Annotated in this window: 13 protein-coding genes; 6 read left to right on the top strand and 7 right to left on the bottom strand. The window is 63.8% G+C overall.

Translation table 11 applies throughout. From position 1 onward, the window contains the following. Positions 1-16: 16 nt before the first annotated feature. Positions 17-496, bottom strand: coding sequence for an NYN domain-containing protein (locus NPS58_RS07290; protein WP_028944369.1), 480 nt, complete (start codon positions 494-496; stop codon positions 17-19). Between the two features lie 101 nt (positions 497-597). Further along, positions 598-1,326: a DUF2076 domain-containing protein gene (locus NPS58_RS07285; RefSeq protein ID WP_274114711.1), complete on the bottom strand. Its 729-nt coding sequence runs from the start codon at positions 1,324-1,326 to the stop codon at positions 598-600. A 154-nt stretch (positions 1,327-1,480) separates the two neighbouring features. Here NPS58_RS07285 and NPS58_RS07280 point away from each other — a divergent pair, with 154 nt between their 5' ends. Continuing rightward, on the top strand, positions 1,481-2,137 hold the full coding sequence (locus NPS58_RS07280; protein ID WP_274114710.1) for a YciC family protein: 657 nt from the start codon (positions 1,481-1,483) through the stop codon (positions 2,135-2,137). Between the two features lie 132 nt (positions 2,138-2,269). Further along, positions 2,270-2,773 (top strand): hypothetical protein, encoded by a 504-nt coding sequence (locus NPS58_RS07275; RefSeq protein WP_274114709.1) that lies wholly within the window; start codon positions 2,270-2,272, stop codon positions 2,771-2,773. A gap of 52 nt (positions 2,774-2,825) precedes the next feature. On the opposite strand, the gene hrpB is transcribed toward NPS58_RS07275, so the two are convergent. After that, positions 2,826-5,354: an ATP-dependent helicase HrpB gene (gene hrpB / locus NPS58_RS07270; protein ID WP_274114707.1), complete on the bottom strand. Its 2,529-nt coding sequence runs from the start codon at positions 5,352-5,354 to the stop codon at positions 2,826-2,828. Positions 5,355-5,472: 118 nt separating this feature from the next. Here hrpB and NPS58_RS07265 point away from each other — a divergent pair, with 118 nt between their 5' ends. Further along, positions 5,473-5,892, top strand: coding sequence for a polyribonucleotide nucleotidyltransferase (locus tag NPS58_RS07265; protein ID WP_274114705.1), 420 nt, complete (start codon positions 5,473-5,475; stop codon positions 5,890-5,892). Positions 5,893-5,917: 25 nt separating this feature from the next. Further along, positions 5,918-6,790 carry a cation diffusion facilitator family transporter gene (locus NPS58_RS07260; RefSeq protein WP_274114703.1) on the top strand — a complete coding sequence of 291 codons (873 nt, stop codon included), beginning with the start codon at positions 5,918-5,920 and terminating at the stop codon, positions 6,788-6,790. Positions 6,791-6,804: 14 nt separating this feature from the next. Here NPS58_RS07260 and NPS58_RS29560 read toward each other — a convergent pair whose 3' ends face one another. Next, positions 6,805-7,086 carry a hypothetical protein gene (locus NPS58_RS29560; protein ID WP_425313027.1) on the bottom strand — a complete coding sequence of 94 codons (282 nt, stop codon included), beginning with the start codon at positions 7,084-7,086 and terminating at the stop codon, positions 6,805-6,807. 385 nt (positions 7,087-7,471) lie between these two features. On the opposite strand from NPS58_RS29560, the gene NPS58_RS07250 reads away from it, so the two are divergent. Together NPS58_RS07250 and NPS58_RS07245 are read left to right on the top strand one after the other, a co-directional pair. Then, positions 7,472-7,948 (top strand): Lrp/AsnC family transcriptional regulator, encoded by a 477-nt coding sequence (locus tag NPS58_RS07250; RefSeq protein ID WP_028944377.1) that lies wholly within the window; start codon positions 7,472-7,474, stop codon positions 7,946-7,948. A 55-nt stretch (positions 7,949-8,003) separates the two neighbouring features. Next, entirely contained in the window at positions 8,004-8,207 is a 204-nt protein-coding gene (locus tag NPS58_RS07245) for a DUF2788 domain-containing protein (RefSeq protein ID WP_045182665.1), read from the top strand. Here NPS58_RS07245 and NPS58_RS07240 read toward each other — a convergent pair. Genes NPS58_RS07240 through NPS58_RS07230 form a run of 3 tightly spaced genes read right to left on the bottom strand, consistent with a single transcriptional unit; the run spans position 8,204 to position 12,030 of the window. Continuing rightward, a complete protein-coding gene (locus NPS58_RS07240; RefSeq protein WP_274114701.1) occupies positions 8,204-8,833 on the bottom strand; it encodes a pseudouridine synthase in 630 nt (209 codons plus the stop codon). The genes NPS58_RS07245 and NPS58_RS07240 overlap by 4 nt on opposite strands. Positions 8,834-8,839: 6 nt before the next feature. Continuing rightward, entirely contained in the window at positions 8,840-10,345 is a 1,506-nt protein-coding gene (gene amn / locus NPS58_RS07235) for an AMP nucleosidase (protein ID WP_274114699.1), read from the bottom strand. 32 nt (positions 10,346-10,377) lie between these two features. Then, positions 10,378-12,030 carry an acyl-CoA dehydrogenase family protein gene (locus NPS58_RS07230; RefSeq protein ID WP_274114697.1) on the bottom strand — a complete coding sequence of 551 codons (1,653 nt, stop codon included), beginning with the start codon at positions 12,028-12,030 and terminating at the stop codon, positions 10,378-10,380. Positions 12,031-12,095 lie beyond the last annotated feature (65 nt).

Genomic DNA, 12,095 nt, shown 5'->3' with positions numbered 1-12,095 from the left:
GCGACCTCTGTAGAACCTAGTGCTTGAGCAGCAAGGCACCCTCGATGGGCACATAGCGACTGGCGGCGCGAATCAATGAGTTGGCGGTCAACCCCGGTACGCCGTAGGCCACCGCTTCGATGCCGTGGCGGCTGATGACGCGTTCGAGCAACAGGTCGAAATCGCCATCGCCCGATGCCAGGACCACTTCGTCGACCCGGGCAGCGGCATCGATCACATCCAGGGTTATCCCCACATCCCAGTCGCCCTTGGCCGAGCCGTCGCTACGTTGAATGTAGGGTTTGAGTTTGACCGTGAAGCCGAGGTTGCGCAGGATCTGCTGAAACTGCTGCTGCTTGCTGTCGCCCCGGTCGATGGCATAGGCGACTGCCTCGACGATCTGCCCATGCTGGCTGATATCGGCCCACAGCGCGGCATAGTTGAAATGACAGCCGTAGGCCTGGCGCACGGTGTAGTAGAGGTTTTGCACATCGGCGAATACCGCGATCTTCTTCACCGCTCATCCTCTTGGCGCCACGGCGCTGTTGCCGGCCGCCGCACACCGGGGCCGTTTCGGCGCCCAGTATGCCAGCCTGGAAGCAGTGCGGGTATGCACGGTCAAACGAAGCTATCGTCGCCGTCGAAGAATCCTCCGTCGTCGTTGCCGTAATCGGCATCCATCAAGCCGCCCTGGTCATTGACATAGCTGGCGTTGTCGGCAGTCAGGCGCTGACCGTCGTTGCTGCCCCAGCCGCTATCGCTGGCAGGTGCCGGTTCTTCCTTGATCACCTCGACCACCTCTTCGGGCTGCGCGTGATGGTTGAACAGGCTGCTGATGCCCTGAGCCAGCATGACCCCACCGGCCACACCGGCTGCGGTCTGCAGGGCGCCACCAAGAAAACTGCTGGCGCCACCGCGCGGTGCGGGAGCAGGTGCGGCGTTGAAGCCTTGCTGGGGTGCAAAGCCAGATGGGCTGGATGACCGCGCCGGCTCGCGCCAGCCGCCACTCGATACCGGCTGGGCCTGGGGCTGGGCCGCTTGTGGATCGCGGGCACTGCTGCCAAAGAGGCTGGAAAGAAAGCCACCGCCGCCGTTCGGCGCTGCCGCCGGTTGCGCCTTGGCCTGCTGCAGTTCGGCCTGCAGTTGCTTGTTCTGCTCATCCAGGCGCTTGAGGGCAGCTTCCTGAACCAGGATTGCCTGGGCCATGTAGTACGGCGCAGCAGGCTGTTGCTGCAGGTGCTCGGCGATACGCGCCTGGGCCTGGGCATCCCGGGGTACGGCCGGGTCGTCGGCTTGCTTGAGTCGGCCGAACAGGCCATCGATCAGGGTTTGTTCTTCGCTGTTCATCGGGCAACCTCATACACGCCGGAAAATTCGGATGCTCTGAAAATGGGGCGTCTGGAACGCGGATTCAACACAAGTCGGGATGAAACTTTCTTCAGCTTGGAGAGCGGCTGGGCTAAAGTTACGCCCTGCTTTTTCTGCCATGCGATGTTGACCGATGAATCCGCTGAGCGTTTTGCACGACTCCCTGTACTTTTTCCGCCGCCACCTGACCAGCATCGTGCAGCTGTGCCTGCCGCTGGTGGTGCTTGAAACCCTGTGCACCCAACTGCTCTACAGCCAGTTGGGCGAAAAGCCGTCGCCTGCCTACGGCATGCTGGTCAGCTTGCTGTTCTACCCGATCTACAGCGCCGCGCTGATTCTCTACCTCGACACCCGCAGCAACGGCGAAGCCCCGCTCAAGCGCGACCTGTTCGCCAAGGCACTGCAACTGTGGCCGACGCTGGCCCTGCTGATCATGATCAGCTCGTTGCTGATCATGGCCGGTGTTGCCCTGTTCGTGTTGCCGGGTATCTGGGTGATGATCAACCTGGTGTTCGCCGAGTACCTACTGGTGCTGCGTGGCCTGCCGGTCATCGCCGCCATGCGCGAGAGTGCGCGGATGACCACGGGCAACTTCTGGCGCATCCTGATCTGCGTCCTCGCGGTTCTGGCGCCACTGTGGCTGATTGACGGCCTGCTCATGATGGCGTTCCCCGAGCCACAGGCCGGCGTGCAGTTTGCCCTCGACAGCCTCAACAGCTTCCTGCAGTTGTTCAGCACGGTGGTGCTGTACCGCCTGTTCATGCTGATCGAAACCAACGCCACCGCCTGATCCTGCCAGGCACTGAACACTCGCCAGGAAAGTCTTCGGCCTCCAATCCCGGTTGACAGGTTTCTAGGGTGCAGTCGGCAGCCAAGCCGCTGCAGACCTTGAAACCTGAAATCAATCGAGTAGGAGCTCTCCATGGGCGATGTTCAAAGTGACACCCTGCATGCCGACACCATCGACGCGTTCCGCGGCATGATCTACATGCTCAGGAATGGGCGTGAAATCCCCCTGCGCCTCAGTCGCTCAAGCGATAAGTTCTCATGGGGCATCGCCCCGCAGGACGACTGGCTCCAGGCCGGCGGCGCCGAACCGCCGCCGGTGTTCGACTTCGTCTTTCATTCCCAGGGCGAAAACCGCCTGCACTTCAACATCTGCGGCACCGGCCTGAACGGCGCGAAAAAGCTCGGTATCAGCCGCAATGGCTACCTGGGGCTGTACGCCCATGCAGAGGTCAACCACTACTGGAAGCTCGAACCACTGGAGTGGACTGCAAACGGACTGGTTTGCCACTGGCGCGACCACCAGGGGCACCAGGTCAAAGCGATGCTCGACACGCCCCACTACACACCCGGCAACGTCTACCTCTTGAACGTCGAAGAGGGCGAGCCCCATGCGTTTTTAGTCAAGCGCATCGACTGAAGCATCGTCCGAACTTGCAGCCACCAGGCGCCTGGTGGCTGCCCTTCAGTCATCAGACCTTGCGGGGCTTGGCCCGCGCCGTGGCCTCTGCCACCAGCGGATCATCCGGCCAGTAGTGCTTCGGATAACGCCCCTTCAAATCTTTCTTCACCTCGGCGTAGGTACTGCGCCAGAAGTTCGCCAGGTCCTGGGTGACCTGCACCGGGCGTCGCGCCGGGGATAACAGATGCAGCAGCACCTGCTGGCGCCCCTGAGCGATTCGTGGGGTATCGGCCAGGCCAAACAGCTCTTGCAGGCGCACGGCCAGAATCGGTGGCGTCTCGCTGTAGTCCAGGCGAACGTTCGAGCCCGACGGCACGCTCAGGTGCGTGGGCGCCCACTCGTCCAGGCGCTGCGCAAGCGGCCAGGGCAATAGGTTGCGCAGGATCGACGACAGGTCGAGCTGGGCGAAATGGCTGAGGCGAGTGACTTTGCCCAGGTACGGCTGCAGCCAGTCAGACAGTGTTGCCAACAAGGTGGCGTCGCTCAGATCGGGCCATTCGGTGCGGTTGCCCGCCTCAACGTCCAGCTGGCGCAGCAAGGCCACTCGGGCCTGCCATTGGCGTAGCTCAGGGGTCCAGGACAACAGCTCCAGGCCCTTGCGTCTCACCAGTTCCAGCAAGGCCCGGGCGCGGGCGTCTTCGTCAAGGCCGGTCAAGGGTTCACGGCTGAGTACCAGCTCACCGACCTTGCGCTGGCGTTCGGCACGCAACACGTTCTCGCGCTCATCCCAATCCAGAATATCGAGGGTACGCACTTGTTCGGCCAGCACACCGTCGAACAGTGCCGGGTCGAACTCGGCGGCCAGATAGATACGCTCTTCACGCTGCCCCTGGCGACTGCCCAGGTCGGCAACCACCAACCATGCATGCTTCATCAACGCATCCGGCTCACCGAATTGCGCGGCCCGGCCATTGGCCAAGCGGTACTCGCCGCCCCCCGCACGTCGCTGCTGGGCGACCCGGTCCGGGTAGGCGAGCGCCAGCAAGGCGCCCAGCCAGCGCGAATGCCCAGGGTCGGTGACCGCCGAACCCGGTTTGCCACGCAGGTAGCCGCGATATTGCCTGGCCAGTTGCCGGGCACGCTGCACCCCACCCTGCCCGCCCTTTGTCGCGCGGGTCTCGCCACTGAGCAGGGCCAGGCGGCTGTGCAGGTCGGCGCCGCCACCGCGCAGGATGTCGCGCTCACCGAGCAACGCGGCCACGTCACAGGCCATGCTCGCCAGCCCCAGGTCCTGGCCACGCAGTAGCAGATGGGCGATGCGAGGATGGGCCGGCAGTTCGGCCATGGCCTGGCCGTGGGCACTGAGGCTGTCCTGGCTGTCGGGCTTGAATGCGCCCAGGCGCTGCAACAGGTCCAGGGCCTGGGTATGGGCGGCCGCAGGCGGTGAGTCGAGCCAGATCAACTGATCGGGCGTAACGCCCCACCGGGCCAGTTGCAAGGCCAGCCCGGCGAGGTCGGCCTGAAGGATCTCGGCGCTGCCATAGGCGGCCAATTGCTCGTGCTGGGCCTCGGACCACAACCGATAGCACACGCCAGGCTGCAGACGGCCCGCGCGGCCTGCCCGCTGGGTGGCGCTGGCCCGGGAAATACGCTGGGTATCGAGCCGGGTCATGCCGCTGCCCGGATCGAAGCGCGGCACTCGCGCCAGCCCCGCATCCACCACGACACGAACACCGTCGATGGTCAGGCTGGTCTCGGCGATGTTGGTGGCCAGCACCACTTTGCGTTTGCCCGCTGGCGAGGCATCGATGGCCGCGCGCTGGGCGTTGAGGTCCAGCTCGCCGTGCAAGGGGCACAGGAGAATGTCCGGGCGCTCGCCCAGGGCATCCTGCAACGATTGATGCACCCGGCGGATTTCGGCCTGACCGGGGAGAAACACCAGCAGGCTGCCGCTTTCGTCGGCAACGGCCTGCAGCACGGTATCGACCACCCGTGGCTCGATGTACTCGCCCGGCTGGAACGGTCGCCCCCAGCGCACATCGACCGGGTACATGCGTCCTTCACTGCTGATTACCGGTGCATCGTCCAACAGCCTCGACAAGCGCTCGCCCTCGAGAGTTGCCGACATCAGCAGGATCTTCAGGGGCGGCTCGTCGCGCAGCAGTTCGCGACCATTGAGGCTCAGGGCCAAGGCCAGGTCGGCATCCAGGCTGCGCTCGTGAAACTCATCGAAAATCAGCAGGCCGACGCCTTCCAGTTCCGGATCGGCTTGCAGGCGGCGAGTGAGAATACCCTCGGTCACCACTTCGATGCGGGTGTTGGGACCCACCTTGCTGTCCAGGCGTATGCGGTAGCCGACGGTCTGCCCGACCTGTTCGCCCAACTCGCTGGCCAGCCGTTCGGCTGCCGCGCGGGCCGCCAGCCGGCGCGGTTCGAGCATCAGAATGGTCTGGCCGTCCAGCCATGGCTCATCGAGCAGTGCCAGTGGCACGCGGGTTGTCTTGCCGGCGCCGGGCGGTGCTTCGAGCACGGCTTCATGGCGCTGGCGCAAGGCATCACGCAGGGCTGGCAGTACGGAATCGATCGGTAATGAAATCATGGTGGTCCTCGAACAATGCGCCGAGTATAACGGCGAACCGAGCCCGCCTTATCATGGTCTTAGCTGTAGATACCGGCTCTTTGCCTGTATCTTTGTGGCCTTCATTCCGGAGATTTCCATGCGTATTCCCTCCCGCGTCATCGGCGGCGTTCTGGTCGCCACCCTGCTGACTCAACTGACGGCCTGCGGCACGATTTTCTTCCCTGACCGGCGCGGCCAGATCGAAGGCAAGATCGACCCGGTGGTCGCTGCCCTCGATGCCATCGGAATCCTGTTCTATGTGCTGCCTGGCCTGATCGCCTTCGGCGTCGACTTCGCCACTGGCGCCATCTACCTGCCCGGCGGCACCACCGCGCAAGTGGCCCCTGAAAAGCTCCACCAGGCCGTCGGCGCCGACGGCAAGGTCGACAACAGCAAGCTGCAGGCTATCCTCGAAAGCGAACTGGGCCAGCGCCTGCCGCTGAACGACCCGCGCCTGATCCAGCACAAGGGCAGTGTCGAGCAACTGGCTATGTACGGCCTCACGCCCGCCGCCTGAGCACTGAAAGGAAGCCCCCAGCAGCATGACCCCTTCGGCTGAACATCAACGTCTGCTGCGCCTGGCCACCCGCGCTTCACTGGCGGTGGCCAGTATCCTGATCGTCACCAAGGCGGTGGCCTGGTGGCTCAGTGGTTCGGTGAGCCTGCTGGCCGGCCTGACCGACTCGGCCCTGGATGGCGTCGCCTCGTTCCTCAACCTGCTCGCCGTGCACTACGCCTTGCGGCCGGCCGATGACGATCACCGCTATGGCCACGGCAAGGCCGAGGCCATGGCTGGCATGGCCCAGGCAGTGTTTATCGGTGCCAGTGCCGTGCTGATCGGCGTGCAGGCTGTGGAGCGCCTGCAAAACCCCCAGCCGTTGGGCGATACCGCCATCGGCATTGCCGTGATGCTGCTGTCGCTGGGCTTGACCGTGGCGTTGCTGATGCTCCAGGCCAAGGTGATCCGCATCACCGGCTCCACCGCCGTACGCGCCGACTCGCTGCACTACCGCTCCGACCTGCTGCTCAACGGCAGCATCCTCGTCGCCCTGGTACTGGCACGCCTCGGCTGGCCACAGCTGGACGCGTTCTTCGGCCTGGGCATCGCCCTGTATATTCTCTGGAGCGCGGTGCAGATTGCCCGGGAGAGCACGGCAATCCTGATGGACAAGGAGCTGCCCAGCGACATCAGCGAGCAGATGCTGGCGCTGGCTTGCAGCGTGCCGGGTGTACGCGGTGCCCACGACCTGCGTACCCGGGTGTCGGGGAGCCACTGGTTCGTGCAACTGCACCTGGAGCTGCCGGGTGATTTACCACTGACCCACGCCCACGCCCTGTGCGACCAGGCCGCTGCGGCGATTCATCGCCAGTATCCAAGGGCAGAAGTGCTGGTGCACGCCGACCCTGTACCGTAGGGACGGGTTTGCCCCTACAAGTATCCCCGCTTTCTGAGGCAGGCATTGAATGCACGCCGCAAGTCATTCTGCTGCTCTGCCCAACGACCGCACTCCCGGCGATCCCGCTCTTGCCGGCGGTACTCGTACTCGGCTCGGTGCGGAATATCCTCGTAGTAACCAATGCGAGGCGACTGGGTCTGGCGCACTTGATCCGGGCGCGACTGCAGCGGCGAACCATCTTGCGCCCAGACCTGCAGACTGGAACTGATGCACAACAAACCAACACCGGCGAGCTGCCAGATACGCGACTTCATGCTCTTCCTCTCGGGCCATTGAACGTGGGCGTGTGCAACGCTATCGGCCGCAACAGGAAAAATCGCAGGCATTAAAAAAGGGAGACCTTTCGGTCTCCCTTCGAGAATTTTGTCCGTGCTCGACGCTTGTGACGTCGGCTCACCTCACGCTGTCTTGTGGACAGTGTGTAGCCCAGGGGCCGAGCACAACCGTTTAGGTTGCTGGCCGCAGCTGCCCCGATAAGGGAGCTGCACTGGACTGAAGTCCGGGCAGTGATTCTGGGTATAAGCATAAGGCTGCAGTACCGGCAGCGGATTGCGAAGATTGCTCAATCAAATAGCACTTGCGCAATTTTTAGCTACGGATTGATAATTCGCCGCAATCGAAACAGAAAAGGCATGATCCATGAGCAAACTGGACCGCTACGACCTGAGCATTCTTGCCGAATTGCAGCGCGATGCGCGCATCTCCAACCAGGAGCTGGCCGAACGTATCGGCCTATCACCCTCGCCCTGCTCGCGACGGGTCAAGCAACTGGAAGACGACGGCTACATTTCTCGCCAGGTCGCCCTGCTCGACCGCAAGAAACTCGGCCTGAGCCTTACCGCCTACGTGCTGATCGGCATGGACCGGCACACCCCGGAGCGCTTCGAAGCGTTTGAAACTGCGATCCGCAACCTGCCCCAGGTACTCGAATGCAGCCTGGTCACCGGGATGGACGCCGACTACCAGCTCAAGGTGGTAGTGCCCGACATGGACCACTATCAGAAGCTGCTGCTGGGCCACTTGACCCGGATCGAAGGGGTGACCAGCGTGCGTTCGAGCTTTGTGCTCAACCAGGTGCTGGCCAGCACCGAACTACCGCTGACGCACCTGCGTTAGTCAGACCGGCAAGCGGGGCGTATAATCGCGCGCCTCAACCTGCCGGAGAGTATCGATGGATCCTGCGTTGTTCGAAGAATGGATGATGACCATCCTGGTCACCATCCTGATTGGTTTCATGGGTTTTATCGTCTGGGACCTGGCGAAAAAATCCAAGGCTGGCAAGTTCGGCACCTTCATTCTGTTTTTCGTGCTGGGCCTGGGCATCCTCGCCTTCATCATCAAAAGCGTGGTAATCGGCTATATCGAGGGCGTCTAGCGCCTGGCCGGCACTTCACGCCACTGCCCCTGGTCCAGCCCGTCCAGCGTCCAGTCGCCGATCCGCACCCGTACCAGGCGCAGGGTCGGCAGGCCGACGGCTGCTGTCATGCGCCGCACCTGACGGTTACGCCCTTCCTTGATCACCAGTTCCAACCAGCTGGTCGGTACGCTCTTGCGAAAACGCACCGGCGGATTGCGCGGCCATAGGTGTGGATCGTCGAGTTGGCGCGCCTGGGCGGGCAAGGTGGGACCATCATTGAGTTCGACACCGTCACGCAGCCGCTGCAGCTGCTCCTCGGTCGGCTCACCTTCTACCTGCACCCAATAGGTTTTCGCCAGCTTGTGCCTGGGGTCGGCGATACGCGCCTGCAGTTGGCCGTCGTTGGTCAACAACAACAGTCCTTCGCTGTCACGGTCCAGACGCCCGGCCGGATAGACGCCAGGGATGTCGATGTAGTCCTTGAGGGTCGCACGCCCTTCACCGTCACTGAACTGGGTCAGCACGTCGAAGGGCTTGTTGAACAGGATCAACCGCGGCTCGGCCGGCGGCGCCTTGGCTTGGCGACGCGGACCGGCGGGTTTGGCCGCGGGACGACGCGGCGTGGAACGTGGGGGTAACGGCATGGGGCCTCAGCGGAACGGCGGCTCATCGAAACTGCGCAGTTTACGCGAGTGCAGCGAATGGAGTTCGGTGCGCAGCAGGTCCAGTGCGGCAATACCAATCTTCAAGTGCTGGCTGACCGCCCGGTTGTAGAAGGCGTTGGCCGCCCCCGGCAGCTTGATTTCGCTGTGCAGCGGCTTGTCCGACACGCACAGCAAGGTGCCATACGGTACACGCAGGCGATAACCCTGGGCCGCGATGGTGCCGCTCTCCATGTCGACCGCAACGGCGCGCGACAGGTTGATCAACGGTCGCTCCTGGGCCCAGCGCAGCTCCCAGTTGCGGTCGTCGTAGGTCAGCACGGTGCCGGTACGCAGGCGCTTTTTCAGCTCGTCGCCACGCTCGCCGGTAACCTGCGCGGCCGCTTCCTGCAGCGCCATCTGCACCTCGGCCAGGGCCGGGATCGGAATGTGCGGCGGTACCACGCGGTCGAGAATGCCGTCGCGGCGCATGTAGGCGTGCGCCAGCACGTAGTCACCAATGGTCTGCGACTGCCGCAGCCCGCCGCAGTGACCGATCATCAGCCAGCAATGCGGTCGCAGCACCGCCAGGTGATCGGTGATGTTCTTGGCGTTGGAAGGGCCCACGCCGATGTTGACCAGGGTGATGCCGTCGCCATCGGCAGCGATCAGGTGGTAGGCCGGCATCTGGTAACGGTGCCAGACCACGCCAGCCACCAGGGCCTGGGCTTCACCGTTGTCCATGCTCTTTTCGATGATCACGTTGCCCGGCAAGACCATGCGCACAAAACGCGGGTCTTCACGCAGCTGCTCCAGGCCATGGCTGACGAACTGGTCGACGTAGCGGTGGTAGTTGGTCAGCAGGATCCACGGCTGCACATGGCGCCAGTCGCTGCCGGTGTAATGCACCAGGCGACGCAGCGAGAAATCCACCCGCGCAGCATCGAACAGCGCCAGCGGCAATGGATCGACGTTGGCCCAGTCGTACAGGCCATCGGCGATGCCGTCGGTGGCCGCCGACAGGTCGGTGCTGGGGAACACCCGCGCCAGCGCCGCCGCAGTGATACCGGAACCTGCCAGCTCATCGCCCTGCTCGACCACGTAGGGGTAGGGAATGTTCTGTTCGCTGACGCCCACTTCGACCGTCACGGTGAAGTCACGCATCAGCGGTTTGAGCTGCTCCAGCAGGTAGTTTCGGAAAGCGGCCGGCTGGGTCACCGTGACGCTGTAGGTACCCGGCAATTGCACCTTGGCGTAGGCCCGGGTGATGGCTGGCACTTCGCCGTGGTACTCGTAGGTCAGGCGCAGTTCCGGGTAGCGAAACAGCGCCCGCTCCTCGGCGTTGGGCTCGGTGCGGTCCTTGAGGTAGCGCTTGAGCGCCAGGCTCAAGGCTGCGGTGGCTTGCTCGTGCAGGCTCGCCAGACGATCGACGGCCTGCTCGGCGGTTTCTACGACAACGAAGGCTTCATCAGTACGGCTCACAATGTACTTCCTGTCTGAAATGCATGTGTCCATCTTGCCTACTTATTCTGGCAAAGGCACGCACGTTAGAGCGGCCAGTTCGGGGTCGCCCGTGCCACCAGTTCGCCAACATCCACCCCCCGCGGCAATACCCCATAGACCCGGCCACTGCCGCCCAGGCGGCTGCCGATGAAGGCATCGCTGACCGTGGTGTTACCGGCCTCGAGCAACAGCTTGGCCTGCAGGCCCAGGGCGATATCCTCGGTAAGCTGGCGGGCGCGGTACTGGATATCGCCGGTGTCGGCAAATGCCGCCTTCAGGTTACCGATATGCGCGGCCAGGCGTGGGTCGCCATGGCCATCGCCGAGCTCGTCGAACAGGGTATCGAGCACACCCGGCTCCTTGGACAGCGCACGTAATACATCCAGGCACTGGACGTTGCCCGAGCCTTCCCAGGTTGAGTTGACCGGTGCCTCGCGGTACAGCCTTGGCAGGATGCTCTCTTCGACATACCCGGCACCGCCCATGCACTCGGCGGCCTCGTTGATCATGGCCGGGGCTCGCTTGCAGATCCAGTACTTGCCCACCGCCGTCACCAGGCGGGCAAAGCGAGCCTGCCGGGCGTCATCGGGCTGGTCCAGGGCATGCCCCATACGCAGGCTCAGCGCCAGCGCCGCTTCGCTTTCCAGGGCCAGGTCAGCCAGCACGTTCTGCATCAGTGGCTGCTCGGCCAGCAGGCGCCCGCCCACCTGGCGATGGGCGCAATGGTGCGCGGCCTGGGTCAGCGCCTGGCGCATCAGGGCGCTGGAACCGACCATGCAGTCGAAGCGGGTCATGGCGACCATCTCGATGATGGTCGGCACGCCACGCCCTTCCTCGCCAATCATCCAGGCCAGGGCGCCGCGAAATTCCACTTCGCTGGAGGCGTTGGAGCAGTTGCCCAACTTGTTCTTCAGGCGCTGGATGTAGAACTGGTTGCGGTTGTCATCCGGACGGTGACGCGGCAGCAAGAAGCAGCTCAGGCCCTTTTCGGTCTGGGCCAGGGTGAGGAAAGCGTCGCACATCGGCGCCGAGCAGAACCATTTGTGTCCAACCAGCTCGTACGCCTGGCCCGGCCCCGACGCGCCCACCGGATAGGCTCGGGTGGTGTTGGCCCGCACATCGGTGCCGCCCTGTTTCTCGGTCATGGCCATGCCCAACGTCACCCCGACCTTGTGCCGGTCGCCGATGTTGCGAGGGTCGTATTCGGTGGCCAGGACCTTGGGCAGCCAGTACTCGGCCAGCTCCGGCTGCAGCTTGAGCGCCGGCACCGCGGCGAAGGTCATGGTCAACGGACAGCCACTGCCGGCTTCGGCCTGGCTGTGCAGGTAAGTCATCGAGGCCCGGGCAACGTGGGCACCGTCCCGAGGATCGGTCCAGGGCAGCGACGGCAGGCCATGCTCGATGGCCGTGCGCATCAGCTCGTGGTAGGCCGGATGAAATTCCACCAGGTCGACGCGGTGACCGTAGCGGTCATGGCTGCTGAATTGCGGCTTGTTCTGGTTGGCCAGAAACCCCGCCGCCATCAGCGGCCCACCGGCAAGCGCCCCATACGCATCTATCCGCGCCTCGGCCCAGCCAGCCCCATAGCGCCGCGACCACTGCTGCAGGGGCACGTCGATGCGATAGAGATTGGCGCCATCGAGCGATGGCGGCTGGTTGGTGACCTCGTGGGTTTCAGCGTACTGGTGCAGGTTCATGGTGGGCCTCCTGGATCCGGACGTGTCTGAAATTTCAGTGAATCACGCCCCGCCCCCTGCTCAAA

It is taken from the genome of Pseudomonas putida (assembly GCF_028682455.1).
Classification (GTDB): Bacteria; Pseudomonadota; Gammaproteobacteria; order Pseudomonadales; family Pseudomonadaceae; genus Aquipseudomonas; species Aquipseudomonas putida_AA.
The sequence above is the reverse complement of the archived record's forward strand: the minus strand, read 5'-3'. Positions and strand labels throughout refer to the sequence as shown.